The 19,119-nt window shown below is 70.8% G+C and carries 16 protein-coding genes, 1 tRNA gene and 3 pseudogenes; 10 read left to right on the top strand and 10 right to left on the bottom strand.

Annotated elements, in window-relative coordinates; translation table 11 throughout:
• The first annotated feature begins 59 nt into the window (after positions 1-59).
• Both JRG78_RS10000 and JRG78_RS09995 read left to right on the top strand, forming a co-directional pair.
• The gene (locus JRG78_RS10000) at positions 60-1,124 is read left to right on the top strand and encodes an aspartate-semialdehyde dehydrogenase (RefSeq protein ID WP_272653350.1); all 1,065 of its coding nucleotides are present in this window, start codon (positions 60-62) and stop codon (positions 1,122-1,124) included.
• A 102-nt stretch (positions 1,125-1,226) separates the two neighbouring features.
• Entirely contained in the window at positions 1,227-2,657 is a 1,431-nt protein-coding gene (locus JRG78_RS09995) for a malate:quinone oxidoreductase (protein WP_259608196.1), read from the top strand.
• A gap of 45 nt (positions 2,658-2,702) precedes the next feature.
• Here the strand turns inward: JRG78_RS09995 and bcp are convergent, their stop codons facing one another.
• The 4 genes from bcp to JRG78_RS09975 all read right to left on the bottom strand — a co-directional run bounded on the left by bcp (position 2,703) and on the right by JRG78_RS09975 (position 5,400).
• Positions 2,703-3,170 carry a thioredoxin-dependent thiol peroxidase gene (gene bcp / locus JRG78_RS09990; RefSeq protein WP_259606528.1) on the bottom strand — a complete coding sequence of 156 codons (468 nt, stop codon included), beginning with the start codon at positions 3,168-3,170 and terminating at the stop codon, positions 2,703-2,705.
• A gap of 91 nt (positions 3,171-3,261) precedes the next feature.
• Positions 3,262-3,531: a hypothetical protein gene (locus JRG78_RS09985; protein ID WP_259606527.1), complete on the bottom strand. Its 270-nt coding sequence runs from the start codon at positions 3,529-3,531 to the stop codon at positions 3,262-3,264.
• On the bottom strand, positions 3,518-4,585 hold the full coding sequence (locus tag JRG78_RS09980) for an IS110 family transposase (protein WP_259606526.1): 1,068 nt from the start codon (positions 4,583-4,585) through the stop codon (positions 3,518-3,520). Before JRG78_RS09980 ends, JRG78_RS09985 begins: the two co-directional genes overlap by 14 nt.
• A gap of 119 nt (positions 4,586-4,704) precedes the next feature.
• Positions 4,705-5,400: an SDR family oxidoreductase gene (locus tag JRG78_RS09975; protein WP_259606525.1), complete on the bottom strand. Its 696-nt coding sequence runs from the start codon at positions 5,398-5,400 to the stop codon at positions 4,705-4,707.
• Between JRG78_RS09975 and uraD the strand changes: the two are divergent.
• Positions 5,282-5,845: pseudogene (uraD, locus tag JRG78_RS09970) on the top strand (2-oxo-4-hydroxy-4-carboxy-5-ureidoimidazoline decarboxylase). The gene JRG78_RS09975 and the pseudogene uraD sit on opposite strands and share 119 nt — an antisense overlap.
• Positions 5,842-6,024: pseudogene (locus tag JRG78_RS09965) on the top strand (hydroxyisourate hydrolase); the annotation flags it as partial. The pseudogenes uraD and JRG78_RS09965, both read left to right, overlap by 4 nt.
• A gap of 260 nt (positions 6,025-6,284) precedes the next feature.
• On the opposite strand, the gene JRG78_RS09960 reads toward JRG78_RS09965, so the two are convergent.
• Positions 6,285-7,043: an IclR family transcriptional regulator gene (locus JRG78_RS09960; RefSeq protein WP_259606524.1), complete on the bottom strand. Its 759-nt coding sequence runs from the start codon at positions 7,041-7,043 to the stop codon at positions 6,285-6,287.
• 22 nt (positions 7,044-7,065) lie between these two features.
• On the opposite strand from JRG78_RS09960, the pseudogene allB reads away from it, so the two are divergent.
• From allB to JRG78_RS09940, 4 genes and pseudogenes are all read left to right on the top strand, one after another.
• Positions 7,066-8,638: pseudogene (gene allB / locus JRG78_RS09955) on the top strand (allantoinase AllB); the annotation flags it as partial.
• A gap of 43 nt (positions 8,639-8,681) precedes the next feature.
• Positions 8,682-9,341, top strand: coding sequence for a thymidine kinase (locus tag JRG78_RS09950; protein ID WP_259606523.1), 660 nt, complete (start codon positions 8,682-8,684; stop codon positions 9,339-9,341).
• 69 nt (positions 9,342-9,410) lie between these two features.
• Entirely contained in the window at positions 9,411-10,154 is a 744-nt protein-coding gene (locus tag JRG78_RS09945; RefSeq protein ID WP_259606522.1) for a FadR/GntR family transcriptional regulator, read from the top strand.
• 54 nt (positions 10,155-10,208) lie between these two features.
• The gene (locus JRG78_RS09940) at positions 10,209-11,468 is read left to right on the top strand and encodes an alpha-hydroxy acid oxidase (protein WP_259606521.1); all 1,260 of its coding nucleotides are present in this window, start codon (positions 10,209-10,211) and stop codon (positions 11,466-11,468) included.
• A gap of 33 nt (positions 11,469-11,501) precedes the next feature.
• Here JRG78_RS09940 and JRG78_RS09935 read toward each other — a convergent pair whose 3' ends face one another.
• The 4 genes from JRG78_RS09935 to JRG78_RS09920 all read right to left on the bottom strand — a co-directional run bounded on the left by JRG78_RS09935 (position 11,502) and on the right by JRG78_RS09920 (position 16,186).
• A complete protein-coding gene (locus tag JRG78_RS09935; RefSeq protein ID WP_259606520.1) occupies positions 11,502-12,290 on the bottom strand; it encodes an HAD-IIB family hydrolase in 789 nt (262 codons plus the stop codon).
• A gap of 157 nt (positions 12,291-12,447) precedes the next feature.
• Positions 12,448-12,521, bottom strand: a tRNA-Pro gene (locus JRG78_RS09930).
• 165 nt (positions 12,522-12,686) lie between these two features.
• A complete protein-coding gene (locus JRG78_RS09925; protein ID WP_432806409.1) occupies positions 12,687-13,619 on the bottom strand; it encodes a metallophosphoesterase in 933 nt (310 codons plus the stop codon).
• Positions 13,616-16,186: a transglycosylase domain-containing protein gene (locus tag JRG78_RS09920; RefSeq protein WP_259606519.1), complete on the bottom strand. Its 2,571-nt coding sequence runs from the start codon at positions 16,184-16,186 to the stop codon at positions 13,616-13,618. Before JRG78_RS09920 ends, JRG78_RS09925 begins: the two co-directional genes overlap by 4 nt.
• An 83-nt stretch (positions 16,187-16,269) precedes the next feature.
• Between JRG78_RS09920 and JRG78_RS09915 the strand changes: the two genes are divergently transcribed.
• Positions 16,270-16,494 carry a DUF4177 domain-containing protein gene (locus JRG78_RS09915; protein ID WP_259606518.1) on the top strand — a complete coding sequence of 75 codons (225 nt, stop codon included), beginning with the start codon at positions 16,270-16,272 and terminating at the stop codon, positions 16,492-16,494.
• On the top strand, positions 16,491-16,949 hold the full coding sequence (locus JRG78_RS09910) for a RidA family protein (protein ID WP_259606517.1): 459 nt from the start codon (positions 16,491-16,493) through the stop codon (positions 16,947-16,949). Before JRG78_RS09915 ends, JRG78_RS09910 begins: the two co-directional genes overlap by 4 nt.
• A gap of 129 nt (positions 16,950-17,078) precedes the next feature.
• Here the strand turns inward: JRG78_RS09910 and acs are convergent, their stop codons facing one another.
• Positions 17,079-19,046, bottom strand: a complete 1,968-nt coding sequence (acs, locus tag JRG78_RS09905) for an acetate--CoA ligase (protein WP_259606516.1) — start codon at positions 19,044-19,046, stop codon at positions 17,079-17,081.
• Between the last annotated feature and the right edge of the window lie 73 nt (positions 19,047-19,119).

The following is a 19,119-nucleotide window of genomic DNA, read 5'->3' as shown; positions in this document are numbered from 1 at the left end:
CGCAGCATCCGCACCCTGGGGCTGAGCCTGGCGTAACGTCACCACGCCAAGGATCCCCCATGACCCGTATCTCCGATTCCGGACTCTCCGTCGCCATCGTCGGCGCCACCGGCCAGGTGGGCACCGTGATGCGCGAGATCCTCGCCGAGCGGTCCTTCCCCGTGCGCGAGCTGCGCCTGTTCGCCTCCGCCCGCTCCGCCGGCACCGCCATCGACTTCGGCGGCGTCCCGGTCGTCGTCGAGGATGTGGAGACCGCGGATCCGTCCGGGATCGACGTCGCCCTGTTCTCCGCCGGCGCCACCGCCAGCCGCGCCTACGCGCCGCGGTTCGCCGAAGCCGGCGCCGTCGTGGTCGACAACTCCAGCGCCTGGCGGATGGACCCCGAGGTGCCGCTGGTGGTCAGCGAGGTCAACCCGCACGCCGCCGCCGACCGGCCCAAGGGCATCATCGCCAACCCGAACTGCACCACGATGGCGGCGATGCCCGTGCTGAAGGCGCTGCACGAGGAGGCCGGGCTGGAGCGTCTCATCGTCTCCACCTACCAGGCGGTGTCCGGTTCGGGCCTCGCCGGAGCGCAGGAGCTGCTCGGGCAGGTCGAGGGCGTGCTCGCCCAGGGCGACACGCTGCGCCTGGTGCACGACGGCTCCGCCGTGGACTTCCCGGAGCCGCAGAAGTACGTCGCCCCGATCGCGTTCGACGTCATCCCGCTGGCCGGATCCGTCGTCGACGACGGGCTGAACGAGACCGACGAGGAGAAGAAGCTCCGCAACGAGAGCCGCAAGATCCTCGAGCTGCCCGACCTCCGCGTGGCCGGCACGTGCGTGCGGGTGCCGGTGTTCACCGGCCACTCGCTCTCGATCAACGCCGAGTTCGCGCGGGAGATCACCCCTGAGCGGGCGCGCGAGGTGCTGGCATCCGCACCCGGCGTCGCCCTCGAAGAGGTGCCCACGCCGCTGCAGGCCGCCGGCAAGGACCCGAGCTTCGTCGGCCGCATCCGCGCCGACCAGTCCGCCCCCGGGGGCAGGGGGCTCGTGCTATTCATCAGCAACGACAACCTCCGCAAGGGCGCCGCGCTGAACGCCGTGCAGATCGCCGAGCTGCTGGTCCCCGCGCTCGTCGCCTGAACGGCTCCCGGACGGGTCACGCGGCCAAGGGGGCATCCGGCGTCGAACTAGACTGGTCGGGTGACTGAAACCGTCGACGTCGTCCTGATCGGTGGTGGCATCATGAGCGCCACCCTGGGTACCCTGCTGCACGAGCTCCAGCCCGACTGGAGGATCGTGGCGTTCGAGCGCCTCAGCGACATCGGCGAGGAGAGCACCAACCCCTGGAACAACGCCGGCACCGGTCACGCCGCCCTGTGCGAGCTGAACTACATGCCGCAGGGCAAGGACGGCTCGCTCGACCCCGCCAAGGCGATCTCGATCAACGAGCAGTTCCAGCAGAGCCGCCAGTTCTGGGCATCCCTCGTCGAGCGCGGGGTGCTGCGCGAGCCGGCGACTTTCATCAACTCCACGCCGCACATGACCTTCGTGCGCGGCGAGAAGGACGTCGCCTACCTGAAGGCCCGCTACGAGATCCTCAAGGACCAGCCGCTGTTCGAGGGCATCGAGTACAGCGAGGACTCCCGGGTGATCAACCAGTGGGCGCCGCTGCTGATGCAGAAGCGCCGCAAGGGCGAGCCGTTCGCGGCGACGCGGGTGCCCTCCGGCACCGACGTGGACTTCGGCGCCCTCACCCACCAGCTCTTCGACCACCTCTCCGCCAACGGCGTGGAGCTGCGCACCGACACCGAGGTGCGCCGCCTCAAGCGCCAGAAGGACGGCTCCTGGCTGGTCAAGTACCGCCGCACCATCGGCGGCACCCCGGGCGAGGTGAAGGCGCGGTTCGTGTTCGTCGGCGCCGGCGGCTGGGCGCTGAAGATGCTGCAGCGCTCCGGCATCCCGGAGATCAAGGGCTACGGCGTCTTCCCGATCGGCGGACAGTTCCTGAAGACCACGAACCCGAAGATCGTCGCCCAGCACAAGGCGAAGGTGTACTCGCAGGCCTCCGTCGGCGCCCCGCCGATGTCCGTCCCGCACCTGGACGCGCGCGTCGTGGACGGCGAGTCGTCGCTGCTGTTCGGCCCGTTCGCGACGTTCAGCCCGAAATTCCTGAAGAACGGCTCGCTGCTCGACCTGGTCACCCAGGTGCGGCCGCACAACATCTGGCCGATGCTCCGCGTCGCCTTCGCCAACCCCGACCTGATCACCTACCTGGTCGGCGAGCTGCTGAAGACGCACCGCAAGAAGGTGGACAGCCTGCGGGTGTTCATGCCGACCGCGCAGGACGAGGACTGGGAGCTCATCCAGGCCGGTCAGCGCGCCCAGGTCATGAAGAAGGACCCGGAGAAGGGCGGCATCCTGCAGTTCGGCACCGAGGTGGTCGCGGCGGAGGACGGCACGATCGCCGGACTCCTCGGCGCCTCGCCGGGTGCGTCCACGGCGGTGCCGATCATGCTCAGCCTGCTGCAGCGCTGCTTCCCGGACCGGTTCCGGTCGTGGGAGCCGGCGCTGCGCGAGCTCATCCCGACCTACGGCGAGAAGCTGAACACCGACGCCACCAAGGCGCAGGAATCGATGCGCCGCACCGCCGAGGTGCTGCAGCTCCAGGCCTGAGCACGCCCGTCGCGGCCACTCGCGCGGGGCCGCGACGGGCCCGGCTCAGGCGGCGAGCTCCTCGCGCAGGGCTGCGACGTGCCCGTTCGGGTCGACCCGGTACTGCGCGAGCTCGATCCGCCCGTCGCCGTCGATGACGAAGGTGGAGCGCAGCACACCCGTCAGGGTGCGTCCGTCGATCTCCTTCTCGCCCCACGCCCCGTACGCCTTCGCGACCTCGTTGCCGGGGTCGGACAGCAGCGGGAACTCCAGGCGGTCCTCCGCGGCGAAGCGCGCCAGCGTCTCCTGGTCGTCGCCGGACACCCCGACGACCTCGTAGCCCGCGCCGCGCAGCGACGCGAGGTTGTCGCGGAAGTCGCACGCCTCGGTGGTGCACCCCGGCGTGAAGGCGGCGGGGTAGAAGTACAGGATCACGCGCCGTCCGGCGAAGTCGCCGAGCCGGACCGTGCGTCCGGCGGCATCCGTGAGCGAGAAGTCGGGTGCGGCGTCTCCGGGCTCGAGTTGGGTGGCCACGATGCCTCCAGTTCCGTATCGTGAAACAAAGCTTCTGTGTATCGGAATCCGAGCCTAGAGCACGGATGCCGCGGCGCGCAACGGCGCGTTCTCAGCCGCGGCCATCGTAGGGCATGCCCGCGGCCGTCACCACCAGTTCGTGCACAGCGACGTCCAGGGGGAGATCGGCGACGTCGGCGATCAGCCGGGCGGCGTGCGCGGCGTCGAAGGACGGCTCGGGGCGCCGCGAGCCGTCCGCCTGCAGCGCGCCGGCGTCCGCGCCGATGCCCTGCAGCAGCTCGGTGGCGGCGTTGCCGATGTCGATCTGGGTGGCGGTGATGCCGAACGCGCGCCCGTCCAGGATGCTTCTATGTGTTGTCAAGTCCGCTCTGCTCGCTGAGGCGGCGGTAGAGCTGGCGGGCTATGTATCGCTTGAGTGAGCGGCGGATTTCCTTGGTGGTGCGTCCTTCGGCTCGTCGGCGTTCGACGTAGGCGCGGGTCGGCGGGTGGTGCGACATTCGGGTCAGCGCGATCGACGATAAGGCTCTGTTCAGACGCCTGTCGCCTCCTCGGTTGAGGCGATGACGGGTGGTGTTTCCGCTCGAGGCGGGCACGGGACTGACGCCGGCGAGCACGGCGAACGCTGCTTCGGAGCGGACCCGGCCGGGGTGTGACCAGGCGGCGATGATCACGGCCGCGTTGATCGCGCCGATCCCGGGCTCGTCGAGCAGGATTGCGGCGTCGCTGGCGGCGACCAGCGCGGTGATCGCGTCACGGTTAGCAGCGAGGTCCTCATCGCAGACGGCAACCCGTCGGGCCAGCCGGATCGCTTCCCGGCGGGCTGTCGCGGTCGCGAGGTCCTCCTGTCGCGTGCGCCAGGACTCGATCGCCGCGAGCTGCTTCTTGGTGAGCGAGGCGCGGGCGTCGATGCCGAGGTCGACCGTTCGAAGCAGCGCGGTCAAGGCGTTGATCGACCTGGTGCGTTCGAGGTTGATGAGGTCGCGGGCGCCGATCAGCACCCGCAGCGCCGCGCGGACTCCCGCGTCCTGACGCGGATCACGGAGGTTGTCGGCATCGACGCCGAGCACGGAGCGGGCGATCAGTTCCGCGTCGATCTCGTCGCTCTTGCCTCGTCCGCGACGTTCACGTGCCGCTGTCGGGAACGACTCCACGACCCGGTAGCCGGCGTCCTGGCATGCTCTCGCGAGCCGGGCGCCATACGAGCCGACGCCCTCGATCGTTACGAGCACATCGGCCAGCCCGCTGGTGCGCCGAGCGATCCACGCGACCGCGCGTGATAATCCCGCCGGCGTCGTCGGGAAGGTCCGAGTGTCCACTCTGGCGCCAGTGCGCGCGTCGAGCACGGCGAGAGTGTGTGTTCTGGAATGGGTGTCCGCGCCGATGACATACGCGAACGTGTTTGCGACGATGGTCATGGTGACCGTGATCCTCTCCACTGGGTTGACGTCACTGCTGGCGTCGACCCGGGAATGGTCACTTCGAGGCAGGCCTGTAATGGGCCACGACCGCCGTGAACGGTCGGGCAAGCTTCTGATCAAGCCATCGGAGTGGGCAGGGTCGGCGCCGGCACCCACCCGGCCGGACAGATCCTGGGAAAGGCACCCCGCCGAAGCGGGAGGCCAGGCGATTCAAGAGTCACGACCAGACGGAGCACCAGCACCCACCCTGCCAGCCGACCCCAGGCCAGCCACTTCAGAGACTTACAGGCGATTGAGCGGGTGAGGCCGGTCACCGCGTGCTTGGTGATGGCGTACGCCGCCGAGCGCGGCCGCGGCCGGTGGGCGGACACGGACCCGTTGTTGATGATCCGTCCGCCCTGCGGGCTCTGCGCCCGCATCCGCCGGAATGCCTCTCGGGCGCAGTGCAGCGCGCCGGTGACGTTCACGGCCAGGGTGGCCGCCCAGTCCTCGTCCGAGAGCTCATCGACGCGCGCCTGCGGGCCGAAGGAGCCGGCGTTGTTGAAGAGCAGATCCACCCGGCCGAAGCGCTCGTGGGCGAGGTCGAACGCCGCGCCGACCTCGTCGGCGCGCGTCACGTCGGCAGGCGCGCACAGCACGTCCGCCCCGCCCTGCGCGCGGATCTCGGATGCCGTGCGCTCGAGGGTCTCCGGGGTGCGGCCGATCAGGGCGAGCCGCCAGCCGCGCCGGCCCAGCTCTCGCGCGGTGGCGTGGCCGATCCCGGAGCCCGCTCCGGTGACGACGGCGACGCGCGACGAGGCGGATGCGCTCATCCGCCCGAGCGCGGACATCGACGGCTGGGTGGAGGCCGTGGTGTCGGCTCGTCCGTACTCCAGCGTGGAGGAGGTGCTGTCGGTTGCCCGCGAACGGGCGCTCGACTGGACGGACGAGGACATCGATGCGGCGCTGGCACATCATCCGCGCATCGGCGAGCGGGCGAGTGGAAGCTCGACCGAGGCCGGCATGTAGCGCGGTGAGCAGGCCGGCGTCGATGCCAGCGATTCGGCGCTGGCCGAGCAGCTGCTCGAGGGCAACCGCGCCTATGAGGAGCGCTTCGGCCGTGTCTTCCTCATCCGGGCGGCGGGCCGCAGCGGTCGGGAGATTCTCGACGAGCTGAACCGCCGACTCGGCAACACCGACGAGGACGAGATCCGGGAAGTGGCCGAACAGCTTCGCCAGATCGCGCTCCTCCGACTGGAAGGGATCCTCCGCGCATGAGCCACGTCACCACGCACATCCTCGACGCCTCGATCGGCCGGCCGGCCGCGGACGTCGCGGTCGTGCTCGAGGCCGGCGACGGCGCGGTCGTCGCATCCGCCCGCACCGATGCGGACGGACGTGTGAAGGACCTCGGCCCCGAGACCCTGCAGACCGGGCACTACCGGCTGCGCTTCGAGGTCGCCGACTACTTCGCGCAGCGCGGCACGGACACCTTCTATCCCGTCGTCACGATCGATCGAGGCGCAGCGCCTCCTCGCCGAGGAGTGGGGCGTAGCCGCGGACGTGTGGTCTGTGACCAGCCACGAACTGCGCCGCGAGGCCCTCGACGCCGACAGCGCCGTGCTGCATGCCGGCCAGCCGCGCGAGCTGTACGTCACGCGCCGGCCCCGCTCCCGTCTGCGGCGGCTCCTGGTTCGTTCAGGCCGCCCGGTTCGGCTCAGGCCACCCGGTTCATCTCGCGGCCGATGGCCTCTGCAGCGGAGATCAGCAGCGGCACGGCGCGCTCGCCGAACGCCTCGTCGACGCGGGTCTGCGGACCGGACACGGACACCGCGGTCGGGGTGGGCGCGTTCGGGATCGGCACGGCGTAGCAGCGCACGCCGATCTCCTGCTCGTTGTCGTCGATCGAGTAGCCGCGGCGGCGGATCTCCGACAGGTGGGCGAGCAGCTGGTCCGGGTCGCCGATGCTGTGCTCGGTGGCCCGGGGCATCCCCACCCGGGTCACGATCGAGCGCACCGTCTGCTCGTCCAGCTGGGACAGGATGGCCTTGCCCACGCCGGTGTCGTGAGTGTGGGCGCGGCGGCCGATCTCGGTGAACATGCGCACCGAGTGCGGCGAGGGCACCTGGGCGACGTACAGCACCATGTCGCCGTCGAGCACGGCGAGGTTCGCCGTCTCCTGCAGCGTGCCGACGAGCTCGGCGAGGTACGGTTCGGCGATCTGCCCGAGCTGCCGGTTGGCGCCGTCGCCCAGCCGGATCAGCCGGGGGCCCAGCGCGTACCGGCGGTTCGGCAGCTGACGCACGTAGCCGCGGCCGACCAGGGTGCGCAGCAGCCGGTGGATGGTGGGCGGGGGCAGCTCGGTGCGGTTGGCGAGCTCGGAGAGCGTCTGCGTGCCTCCGGCGTCCGCCATGAGATCGAGAAGCTCGAAGGCGCGCTCGACGGACTGCACGCCGCCCGTGGTCCGTTCGGTCATGGTTCCTCCTGAAGGGAGTCGGTTGCAGCGGCGCCCGCCGGGCCTCGCCGATCAAGGAGGATCCTATGGCCAACCCCAGCCCCGGTTATTCAATCACCGTCCGTGTCGAAGCGCCCTCGAGCTACCAGGTCACCAGTGAGCTCGCGGCCGCCGTCGGCGCGGCCGGCGGCCAGGTCACCGCGCTCGACGTCGTCGAGTCGCACGCCGACCGCATGATCGTCGACGTCACCGCCAACACCTCCTCGCCCGAGCACGCCGACCGCGTCGCCGACGCGATCCCATCCGCGGTCAGCGCGTGCTCACCAGCGCCGGCATCCGGCCGCGCGAGGTGGGCGTGCGCGACGGCGTGATCGTCGCGATGCAGCCGCTGGGCAACAACCTCGACGGCACCGAGGTCGTCGAGCTCGCCGACGACGAGACCCTCATCCCGGGCCTGGTCGACACGCACGTGCACGTGAACGAGCCCGGCCGCACCGAGTGGGAGGGCTTCGACTCGGCGACCAGGGCGGCCGCCGCCGGCGGCGTCACGCCGATCATCGACATGCCGCTGAACAGCATCCCGCCGACGGTGAACGTGGAGGCGCTGAACGTCAAGCGCGAGGCCGCCACGGGGCAGACGCACGTGGACGTCGGCTTCTGGCGCCGTGCCCGGCAACACCGGCGACCTGCGCGCCCTGCACGACGCCGGCGTGTTCGGGTTCAAGTGCTTCCTGCTGCACTCGGGCGTGGACGAGTTCCCGCCGCTGGATGCGGACGAGATGGAGAAGGACATGCGCGAGCTGGCATCCTTCGACTCCGTCCTCATCGTGCACGCCGAGGACTCCCGCGCCATCGACCGCGCCCCGCAGCCCGAGGGCGACGACTACAGCAAGTTCCTGGCCTCGCGTCCCCGCGGCGCCGAGAACCTCGCCATCGCCGAGGTCATCGAGCGGGCCCGCTGGACCGGCGCCCGCGCCCACATCCTGCACCTGTCCTCCTCGGACGCGCTGCCGATGCTGCGCACCGCCAAGCAGGACGGCCTGAAGCTCACGGTCGAGACCTGCCCGCACTACCTCACGCTCACCGCCGAGGAGATCCCGCACGGCGCCACGCAGTTCAAGTGCTGCCCGCCGATCCGCGAGGCCGGCAACCGCGAGCTGCTCTGGCAGGGGCACGAGGACGGCACGATCGACTTCATCGTCTCCGACCACTCGCCGTCCACCCTCGACCTGAAGGACCTCGAGAACGGCGACTTCGCCGTCGCCTGGGGCGGCGTGGCGTCCCTGCAGCTCGGCCTGTCGCTGATCTGGACCGAGGCGCGACAGCGCGGGCTGTCGCTGGAGCAGGTGGTCTCCTGGATGAGCGAGCGCCCGGCGCAGTTCGCCGGGCTGACCGGCAAGGGCCGCATCGCCCCCGGCTACGACGCCGACTTCTCGGTGTTCGCCGCCGACGACGCCTACGTGGTCGACGTGAAGAAGCTGCACCACAAGAACCCGCTCACCCCGTACCACGGCAAGCCCCTGGCCGGCGTGGTGCGCAAGACGTGGCTGCACGGCGAGGTGATCGACTTCGAGACCCCGCGCGGCCGGCTGCTGCGCCGCGGCATGACCGACTGACCCCCTCCCGAACGAGGGAGTGGGCCGGCATTACACTCGACCGGTGGCCAAACTGTACTTCCGCTACGGCGCGATGAACTCCGGCAAGTCCACCGCGCTGCTGCAGGCGGCGTACAACTACGAGGAGCGCGGCCAGCACGTGCTGCTCGCGAAGCCGGCGATCGACACGAAGGGCGCCTCGCAGATCGAGAGCCGCCTCGGCGTCACCCGCGAGGTCGACTTCCTGCTCGGCCCCGACGACGACGCCCGTGCCCTGTTCGCCGCCGAGCGCGAGCGCGTGCGCCGGAGCGCGGATGCCGGACTGCTCCCGGCCGGCCCCATGGACGTGGCCTGCCTGCTCATCGACGAGGCGCAGTTCCTCACCCCCGCGCAGGTCGACGATCTGTTCCGGATCGCCGTGCTCGACGGCATCCCGGTGCTGGCCTACGGCATCCGCAACGACTTCCTCACCCACGCCTTCCCCGGCTCGGCCCGCCTGCTCGCGATCGCGCACACCCTCGAGGAGCTCAAGACGATCTGCCGCTGCGGACGCAAGGCCGTGTTCAACGGCCGGATCGTGGACGGCCGCTTCGTGTTCCAGGGCGACCAGGTGGCCATCGACGGCACCGGGGCGCTGCGCCCGGCCACCGGGCCGGGCGTGGTGTCGTACGAGTCGCTGTGCGGCAACTGCTACCTCGAGGAGTCCGGCGGGCGGCTGGGCTGACGGACGCCGCCGCGGTTGCGTGGTCAGACCACACAGGATACTCTGTGGTCAGACCACAGGGAGGTGCGGATGCCGGACGCGAGGCAGGGCTCGCAGGCGCCGCGCGCCTGGCGCACCGTGCTGGAGCGGATCGAGGGAAATCTGCTGGACGGCGTCCTCGGCCCGGGGGACCGTCTGCCGTCGGAGCGTGAGCTCGCGGCCGACCTCGGCGTGGCGCGCTCCAGCGTCCGGGAGGCGCTGCGGGTGCTCGAGGTGATGGGCCTGATCCGCACCACGACCGGCTCCGGCCCGCAGGCGGGCGCGATCGTCGTGGCCGCTCCCGGAGGCGGGATGGCGGCCCTGCTGCGGCTGCAGGTCGCGGCGCAGGGCTTCCCGCTCCGCGACGTGGTGCAGACCCGTCTCGTGCTGGAGGACGCGGTCGCGGCATCCCTCGCCGCCCGACCCGACCGCGACCTGGCCGAGGCGCGGCGGATCCTCGACGCGATGGATGCCGAGGAGCTCACGGCGCCGGAGTTCCTCGCCTTGGACGCCCGGCTGCACCTCGCCCTCGCCGAGGCCTCCGGCAACACCGTGATCACCGCGATGATGGCGGGGCTGCGCACCTCGATCGAGTCGTACGTCCTCGAGGGGGCGGGTCGCGTGGAGGACTGGCCGGCGATGGCCGGCCGGCTCCGCGGCGAGCACCGCCGCATCGTGGAGGCGATCGCGGCGGGCGACGCGGATGCCGCCCGCGCCCTCGTGCACGACCACATCATCGGCTACTACACCGCGGCGGGCCTCGTCGCCGAGGACCGCCCCGTCCGCACCGACTGACGCCCCGACCGTCCGCACCGACCGCCCCCGCCGCCGCACACCGAGAGGAATGCCATGGTCCAGCGCCAGCTGCCCAACCCCCGCGAGATCTTCGAGCTGATGAGGTTCAAGAAGCCCGAGCTGGATCTGCGCAAGCGCCGCCTGGAGTCCGCGCTCACCATCGGCGACCTGCGGCTCATCGCCAAGCGCCGCACGCCGAAGGCCGCGTTCGACTACACCGACGGCGCGGCCGAGGGCGAGATCTCCCTCGCCCGCGCCCGTCAGGCGTTCCAGGACGTCGAGTTCCACCCGGGCATGCTGAAGCCGGCGCCGACGGTGGACACGAGCGTGTCGATCCTCGGCGGACCGAGCGCGCTCCCGTTCGGCATCGCGCCGACCGGATTCACCCGGCTCATGCAGACCGAGGGCGAGGTCGCGGGGGCGGGCGCGGCCGGCGCCGCCGGCATCCCGTTCACCCTCTCCACGCTCGGGACGACCTCCATCGAGGGCGTGACCGAGGCGAACCCGCGCGGACGCAACTGGTTCCAGCTCTACGTCATGCGCGACCGGGAGATCTCGTACGACCTGACCCGGCGGGCCGCCGCGGCCGGCTTCGACACGCTGATGTTCACCGTCGACACCCCGGTCGCCGGTGCCCGCCTGCGCGACAAGCGCAACGGCTTCTCCATCCCGCCGCAGCTCACGCTGGGCACGGTCATCGACGCGCTGCCCCGCCCGTGGTGGTGGTTCGACTTCCTCACCACGCCGAAGCTCGAGTTCGCCTCGCTGAGCTCGACCGGCGGCACGGTCGGCGAGCTGCTGGACGCGGCGATGGACCCCACGATCAGCTACGCCGACCTCGACGTGATCCGCGACCTCTGGCCCGGGAGGATCGTCGTGAAGGGCGTGCAGACGGTCGAGGACTCGCTGCGGCTGCGGGACGCGGGTGTGGACGGCATCGTCCTCTCCAACCACGGCGGCCGGCAGCTGGACCGGGCGCCGATCCCGTTCCACCTGCTGCCCCAGGTGCGCCGGGCCGTCGGCGACGAGTTCACCGTGATGATCGACACCGGCATCATGAACGGCGCGGACATCGTGGCATCCGTCGCCCTCGGGGCGGACTTCACGCTGATCGGGCGCGCCTACCTGTACGGGCTGATGGCGGGCGGGCGCGCCGGCGTCGACCGCGCGATCGCGATCCTGCGCGGCGAGATCGAGCGCACCATGCGCCTGCTCGGCGTGTCCTCGCTCGCCGAGCTCGAGCCGGCGCACGTCACGCAGCTGACCCGGCTGGTGCCGGTGGTGTCGGATGCCGTGGGGGCCGCCGCCCGCTGAGTGGCGTCGCCGCACGGGGCGAGGAGGCCGCGGTCAGGCGCGAGCGGATGCCACGTCGGCTTCGAGCGTCTCCAGGAGGGCGTCGAGCTTGTCGGCGGTGTCCTCCCAGCCCTCGACGGCGACCGAGGGGACGCCGAGTGCGAGGACCGGGTAGTCGTTGCCGCCCTCGTCGAGGCGGTCGCCGTAGAAGAGCATGTCGGCCAGCGGGATGCCGGTGTGCTCGGCGAGCTGCAGCATCCCGTACGCCTTGTCGATGCCGGCGCGGGTGACGTCGATCGACGTCGAGCCGCCCGAGCGCACCTCGAGCTCGGGGAGCCGGGCGGCCACCGCGTCGCGCAGGGCGGCGCGCTTGGCGCCGTCCGGGTCCCAGCGGTGCTTCGCCTCGCGCGGTGCCTGCTGACCGAGCGCGGAGAACGTGATCTGCGAGCCGCGGTCCTCGAGGATCTCTCCCCAGGGCTCCGCCTCCCACAGTCCCAGACGCGTGGCCTCCTCGCGGAGCGCGACCATCGCCGCCTCCTTCTCCTCCTCGGAGAGGTCGTGGGCGTACACGGTCGCGAAGCCGGTGCCGTCGTGGCGCAGATAGCGCGTGCCGCAGGTGGGGAGCAGGTGCAGGCGCGCCTGCTCGGCGGGGTCGGCCTCGCCGAGGCGGGCGATCACCTGGGAGCGGAACTGCTCCTCGTTGCCGCCGGAGATGATCGCGACGTCCACGTGGCGCAGCAGCGCCCGCAGCAGGTCCGCGATGCGTGGATCGATCGCACCCTTGGACGGGGCCAGCGTGTCATCGAGGTCGAAGGCGACGAGGCGAGGCGTGGTCGAGGTCATGGTGTGTTCCAGGGTAGTGGAGCAGGCTGAACGGAGGCGTTCAGGGTGGGCGGGGCGGGGCGGATGCCGGGGCGCGGAGCCTCCTGCACCGCGGGGCCCCGCTGTCACCTCGGCGAAACGAGGAAGGGCCCGCCGATGGCGGGCCCTTCCTCGTTTGTCGGGGTGACAGGATTTGAACCTGCGGCCTCTTCGTCCCGAACGAAGCGCGCTACCAAGCTGCGCCACACCCCGTTTCGCAACCGTTCGAGTCTACATCGAACCGGCGCCGATCTCCGAATCGAGGGGGCACGCGCGGGCGTGTCCTCGTAACGTGCGGAGTCCGGCTGGAGCTGTGCCGCGCCGCGGACGGTCGTGAGGGCTGGCTGCCGCACACCGTCCTGGTGTGACGGCGGCGGGTCAGCCCCGGGCCGTGAGGGTGAGCAGCGTGGCCTCCGGACGGCACGCGAAGCGCACCGGGGCGTAGATCGAGTGCCCGCACCCGGCGCTCACGTTCAGCGGCACCGTGCGGCGGTGGTGCGTCCAGCTGCTCAGGCCCTTCGCCTGCTTCAGCGGGATGTCGCAGTTCGCGACGAGGGCGCCGAAGAACGGCAGGCAGACCTGCCCGCCGTGCGTGTGCCCGGCGAAGATCGCATCCGCGCCGAGGTCCGTGAACGTGTTCAGCACGCGCTGATACGGCGCGTGCGTCACCCCGAGGACCGACGCGCCCTCCGGCCGCGGGCCGAGCCCGTCGAGGGCGGCGGGGAGGTCATCGAGCCGGTCCCAGTCGCGATGAGCGTCGTCCACGCCGAAGAGGTCGACGGTCCCGCCGGCGACGCTGAGCCGCACCGCGGCGTTGTTGAGCCCGTGCCAGCCCAGCTCCTCTGTGAAGAAGCGGTCCATGGCCGCGGTGTCGAGAGGACGCGGGTCCGGCTTCTTCACGGACGGGCCCAGGAAGTAGCGGAACGGGTTGCGCGGCGACGGCGCGCTGACGTCGTTCGAGCCGTGCACGAAGACGCCGGGGATGCCCGCCAGCGGCTCGAATGCGCGGCGGATGCCCTGCATGCCGTCGCGGTGCCCGAGATTGTCCCCGGTGTTCACGACAAGGTCGGGCTCCAGCGCCGCGAGGGATGCCAGCCAGCGCTGCTTGCGCTCCTGCCAGGGCGCCATGTGGGCGTCCGACACGTGCAGCACCCGGATCGGCGCGGACCCGGGAGCGAGGGCGGCCACCGTCGCCTCACGGACCGTGAACAGATACCGCTCGATGCCGATGCCCCACACCGCGGCGGCCGCACCGGCGGCCCCCATCGCGCCGAGCGCGATGAGGGCCGGGTGCGTCCGTGCGGCGCTCAATCGTCGTCGCCGCACTGCAGTGCGACGGAGGTGCCGGGCGGTACAGCGGCGCCGGCGGCCGGGTTCTGCGCGACGACGGCGTCGTCGTTGCCGCATCCGTCCGATGTCACCCCGTAGCCGGCGTCGGTGAGCGCCTTCTCGGCCTGCTTGAGCTTCGAGCCGACGACGTTCGGCACCGGTGCGGCCGGCGCCTTGCCGGAGCTCGGCGAGATCGTGACGGTCGTGCCGGCGGCGGCCTGACCCGCCGCCGGGTCCTGGGCGGCGACGAGGCCGGCCCCGACGGTGCTGTCCACCGGGGCGCCGACGCTGACCTGGAACCCGGCCTCCTCCAGCGTCTGGGTCGCCTGGTCGACCGGCATGCCGACGACGTTCGGCAGCTCCTTCATGACCGGACGGGTGAGGTTCTGATCGGGCCGGGGGAACTCCTCGCCGCCGTAGACCTCGTTCGCCGCGTGCTGCATGACCGGGGCGATCTCGTGGCGCAGGTCGGAGTAGCGCACGCCGTTCCACCACTTGTCGTACAGCGAGCCGTTCTCGCCCTTGTAGTCGCCGACCCACACCGCGGTGGTCACCTTGGTGCTGGACTCGACCATCATCGTGCTGTAGTCCTCGTGCGTGCCGGTCTTGCCGAGCACCGGCGTCCCGTCGAACGGATTCGAGGCGCGGCCGGTGCCGTTCGTCATCACGCCCTGCAGGGCGAATGCCGCCGTCGCGGCGATCTCGGGCTGGATCGCCTGCGTGCAGTTCGACTGGGGGACCGGCAGCTCGGTACCGTCCTGGGCGATGATCTTGTCGATCACGCGAGGCTGGCAGAAGATGCCCTTGTTGGCGACCGCCGCAAAGGCCCCCGCCATCTGCAGCGGGGCGATGTTCTTCGATCCGAGCACCGCACCGTAGGGGTCGTTCTTCTCGGTCACCGGGGTGAGGTCACCCTGGTAGACCCCGAGCCTCTCCGCGACCTTGTTGATCTCGCAGAGGTCGAGCTCCTGCGCCATGGCGAGGAACCCCGAGTTGAGCGACTGCTCGGTGAACCTGCGCACGGAGCCCGTGTAGCCCCGGTTCTGCTCGTAATTGCCGATGAAGCTGTTGTTGTTGTACGGGCGCCCGCAGGAGGTGAACTCGCGGAACGTGCGGTTCACGCCGTTCAGCGTCTCGTTGATGGAATGCCCGTCCTCGAGCCACTTCAGAAGCGTGAAGAGCTTGTACGTCGATCCGACCTGGAAGCCGCTCCCGCCGCCGAGCCTCTTGTCGGCGGCGAAGACGAGGCTGGACACGCCGGGAGTGCCGGCATCCCCTGCGGACTCGGAGAAGCGCGTGTTCTGCACGATCGACAGCACGCGGCCGGTGTCCGCCTCGAGCGACACCGCGGATGCGCCGAGGGCCATGTTGGGGTCGGACTCCGGCACCCACTCGTTCATGGCGTCGATCGCGGGCTGCTGGACGCGCATGTCGAGGGAGGTGTAGATCTCCATGCCGCCGCGGCTGAGCTTCTCGCGCCGCTCCTCGAGCGTCTCGCCGAAGGCCTCGTCGTTCTCGATGACCGCCTTCACGTACTGGCAGAAGTAGGCGTTGTCGCCGGCGGCGCCGCAGCCCTGCTGCGTCGGCGTGATCACCGGGGTGATCGGCTCGGCGAGCGCCTGCTCGTACTGCTCGTCCGTGATCTTGCCGTCGGTGTGCATGCGGCCGAGCACGTAGTCGCGGCGATCCTTGGTCTCCTTGTAGCCGTCGTGGGCGCCGTTGAGCGGGTTTCCGTCGGCATCCGTCGTCGAGCCGCCCGGCATGTCGATCCGGTAGCGGTTCGGGTTCTGCACGATGCCGGCCAGCGTGGCCGCCTGCGAGACTGTGAGGTTCGCGGACGTCGTGTTGAAGTAGTAGTTCGCCGCGGCCTCGATGCCGTAGGTCTGGCCGCCGAAGTTGGCGATGTTCAGGTAGCCGAGCAGGATGTCGTTCTTCGAATAGTCCTTCTCGATCTGGATCGCGTAGCGCATCTCCTGCAGCTTGCGCTCGATGCCGGCCGCGCCGGTGGCCTGGGTGGCCTCGGTCCAGCAGGCGCGGAGCTCGTCGAGATAGCCCTCCTCGCTCGGCGAGGCGTTCTTCTCGCACTCCTGGATCAGCACGTTCTTCACGAACTGCTGGCTGATCGTCGAGGCGCCCCGGGACGAGGTCTTGCGCAGGTTGTCCACGACGGCCTTGATCGTGGCGCCGAGGTTGACGCCGCCGTGCTCGTAGAAGCTCTTGTCCTCGCTGGAGAGGATCGCGTCGTAGAGGACGGGGGAGACCTGGTCGAAGGTGACCGGCACGCGGTTCTGGTCGTAGAACTTCGCCAGCTGCACCGGGTTGCCGTCCGTGCCAGTGCCGTAGATCGTCGTCGGCTCCATCGGAGCGCCGATCTTCAGATAGCTCGGCAGCTCCTCGAACAGCGTCAGGGCCTGGGAGCCGGAGAAACCGGCCATGGCGATCGCGGGGGTGACACTCGCGGTCACGAGGACGCCGGCGACCGCGCTCAGGCCGACCAGCCCGAGAAGTCCGCCGAGCACACCCTTCAGCGTGCGTTTCGTTTCAGGCATACGCTTGATCGTAGGGGAGTTCCCTGAATAAGAGCCTCGACGCCAGCATCCGGAACTGGCCGTCGCCGACGCGCAGGAGTGCCATGACCACGTGGGAGTATCTGACCACGCCGCTGCTGATCCACAACACCGCCGCGATCCTCAACAACTGGGGCAAGCAGGGCTGGGAGCTGGTGCAGGTGGTGCAGGGACCCGAGGGCGGTCTGGTCGCCTACTTCAAGCGTCCGGTGACGCAGGACGCCACGGCGAACGCCGGCCTCGCGGCCGCCGCCGAGGCGTCGCGCCAGTTCGAGGGCGGTGCCGCGTGAGCATCGCCGCACGCCTCCAGGAGCTCGGCATCGAGCTGCCCGCCGTCGCCGCGCCGGTGGCGGCCTACGTCCCCGCCGTCGTCCACGGCGGTCTGGTGCACACGTCGGGTCAGCTGCCGTTCGTGGACGGCGCGCTGCCCGCCACCGGCAAGGTGGGCGGGGGCGTCGACCCGGCGGATGCCAAGGAGTACGCCCGCACCTGCGCGCTGAACGCGCTCGCCGCGGCCGCGGATGCCGCGGGCGGCGTGGACCGGCTCGCCGGCGTGCTGCGGGTCGGCGGCTTCGTGGCATCCGACCCCTCCTTCACCGGCCAGCCCGGCGTCATCAACGGCGCCAGCGAGGTGCTCGGCGAGATCTTCGGGGATGCCGGGAAGCACGCGCGCGCCGCCGTGGGCGTTCCGGTGCTGCCACTGGACAGCCCGGTCGAGGTCGAGGTCAGCTTCCTGCTCGCCTGAGGTCGCCGGCGGACGCCGCGGCGGACGCCCCGGTGCGCGGCCGACACCCCGTCCTGTCGCCGAGACCCCCTGCTGCGGACGTCCACAGCAGGGGGTCTCGGTGTTTCGACGGGGTCTCGGCGCGGGCGGCTACTTCACCTGCGCCGAGATGATGCTCATCACCGCGGTGTCGGCGAGAGTGGTGGTGTCCCCGACCTCGCGGCCCTCGGCGACGTCCCGCAGCAGACGGCGCATGATCTTGCCCGACCGCGTCTTGGGCAGCTCGCCCACGATGTACACGTCCCGCGGGCGGGCGATCGGGCCGATCTGCTCGCCGACCCACTGCCGCAGCTGTGCGGCGAGCCCCTCGGGGGAGTGCTCGGCGAGGTAGCTCTCCTTGATGATCACGAAGGCCACGACCGCCTGGCCGGTGGTCTCGTCGGAGGCCCCGACGACCGCCGCCTCGGCCGTCGCCTCGTGCGCCACCAGCGCCGACTCGATCTCCGCCGTGGAGAGACGGTGGCCGGACACGTTCATGACGTCGTCCACACGGCCGAGCAGCCACAGGTCGCCGTCCTCGTCGAGCCGCGCGCCGTCCCCGGCGAAGTAGTAGCCGCGGTCGGCGAACTTGTCCCAGTACGTCTCCTTGAACCGCTCCGGGTCTCCCCAGATGCCGCGCAGCATGCTCGGCCAGGGCTCGGTGATCACGAGCAGACCGCCGTTGCCGTTGCCCACCCGCTCGCCGGCGTCGTCGACCACGTCGATGGAGATGCCCGGGAGCGGCACCTGCGCGGACCCGGGCTTCGTCGCGGTGATGCCGGGCAGCGGCGACACCATGATCGCCCCGGTCTCGGTCTGCCACCAGGTGTCGACGATCGGCGTGCGCTCGCCGCCGATCACCTCGCGGTACCACATCCACGCCTCGGGGTTGATCGGCTCGCCCACCGAACCGAGCACGCGCAGGCTCGACAGGTCGAACTTCTTCGGGACGCTGCGGCCGATCTTCATGAAGGAGCGGATGGCGGTGGGCGCGGTGTAGAAGATGGTCACGCCGTACTTCTGGATGATCTCCCACCAGCGGCCCGGATGCGGGGTGTCCGGCGTCCCCTCGTAGAGCACCTGGGTGGCGCCGTTGGCGAGCGGTCCGTAGGTGACGTAGGAGTGGCCGGTCACCCAGCCGATGTCGGCCGTGCACCAGAAGACGTCGGTCTCGGGGTGCAGGTCGAAGACGTACTTGTGGGTGAACGACGCCTGGGTGAGGTAGCCGCCGGAGGTGTGCAGGATGCCCTTCGGCTTCCCGGTGGTGCCGGAGGTGTAGAGGATGAAGAGCGGATTCTCCGCGGGGAACGGCTGCGCCTCGTGGTCGGCCTCGGCCGCCGGGACGACGTCGTGCCACCAGATGTCGCGGCCGTGCTGCCACTCCACCTCGTTCTCGGTCCGCTTCACGACCAGCACGTGCTCGACGGTGGCCTGCTCGCCGTCGCCGCGGTCGCTGAGCGCCTGGTCGACGGCGGGCTTGAGCGGCGACACCCGGCCCTTGCGATATCCGCCGTCGGCGGTGATGACGAGCCGGGCGCCGGCGTCGTCGATGCGCGAACGCAGGCTGTCGGCGCTGAACCCGCCGAAGACCACGGAGTGGATCGCGCCGAGGCGGGCGACCGCGAGCATGGACACGATCGCCTCGGGGATCATCGGCAGGTAGATGGCCACGCGGTCGCCCTGGCCGATGCCGAGATCCTCGAGCACGCGGGCGAGGCGCTTGACCTCGTCGGTGAGCTCGGCGTACGTGATGCGCCGCTCGTCGCCGGGTTCGCCCTCCCACAGGATCGCGACCCGGTCGCCGTTGCCCGCTTCGACGTGCCGGTCGAGGCAGTTGTAGGCGACGTTCAGCTCGCCGTCCGCGAACCACTTCGCGAAGGGCGGATTCGACCAGTCCAGCACCTGCGTGAACGGCGTGCTCCAGTGCAGCAGCTCACGCGCCTGCTCGCCCCAGAAGCCCTCGCGGTCGGCCGCGGCCCGCTCGTAGAGCGCAGGATCGTCGATCGACTGGGAGACGAATTCGGGCGAGGGCGGGAACTGCCGGGACTCGTCGAGGAGATGGTCGATCTGGCTGCTCATGTCGCTCGCTCCTTTGCGTGGGTACCGAGGTCGTGGCGGGGCACGACCGTGACACGGCGAATCTAATGCGGGC

This window comes from Microbacterium sp. EF45047 (assembly GCF_028472845.1).
Classification (GTDB): domain Bacteria; phylum Actinomycetota; class Actinomycetes; order Actinomycetales; family Microbacteriaceae; genus Microbacterium; species Microbacterium neungamense.
This window is presented reverse-complemented; position numbering and strand designations above follow the sequence as displayed.

Excerpts from the sequence above, each read along its gene's own strand:
- JRG78_RS09995 (WP_259608196.1), top strand. The coding sequence starts at position 1,227 with ATGAGCGCCACCCTGGGTACCCTGCTGCACGAGCTCCAGCCCGACTGG.
- JRG78_RS09975 (WP_259606525.1), bottom strand. The coding sequence starts at position 5,400 with ATGAGCGCATCCGCCTCGTCGCGCGTCGCCGTCGTCACCGGAGCGGGC.
- JRG78_RS09935 (WP_259606520.1), bottom strand. The coding sequence starts at position 12,290 with ATGACCTCGACCACGCCTCGCCTCGTCGCCTTCGACCTCGATGACACG.
- JRG78_RS09945 (WP_259606522.1), top strand. The coding sequence starts at position 9,411 with ATGCCGGACGCGAGGCAGGGCTCGCAGGCGCCGCGCGCCTGGCGCACC.
- JRG78_RS09980 (WP_259606526.1), bottom strand. The coding sequence starts at position 4,585 with ATGACCATCGTCGCAAACACGTTCGCGTATGTCATCGGCGCGGACACC.
- acs (WP_259606516.1), bottom strand. The coding sequence starts at position 19,046 with ATGAGCAGCCAGATCGACCATCTCCTCGACGAGTCCCGGCAGTTCCCG.
- JRG78_RS09940 (WP_259606521.1), top strand. The coding sequence starts at position 10,209 with ATGGTCCAGCGCCAGCTGCCCAACCCCCGCGAGATCTTCGAGCTGATG.
- JRG78_RS09960 (WP_259606524.1), bottom strand. The coding sequence starts at position 7,043 with ATGACCGAACGGACCACGGGCGGCGTGCAGTCCGTCGAGCGCGCCTTC.
- JRG78_RS10000 (WP_272653350.1), top strand. The coding sequence starts at position 60 with ATGACCCGTATCTCCGATTCCGGACTCTCCGTCGCCATCGTCGGCGCC.
- JRG78_RS09920 (WP_259606519.1), bottom strand. The coding sequence starts at position 16,186 with ATGCCTGAAACGAAACGCACGCTGAAGGGTGTGCTCGGCGGACTTCTC.
- JRG78_RS09915 (WP_259606518.1), top strand. The coding sequence starts at position 16,270 with ATGACCACGTGGGAGTATCTGACCACGCCGCTGCTGATCCACAACACC.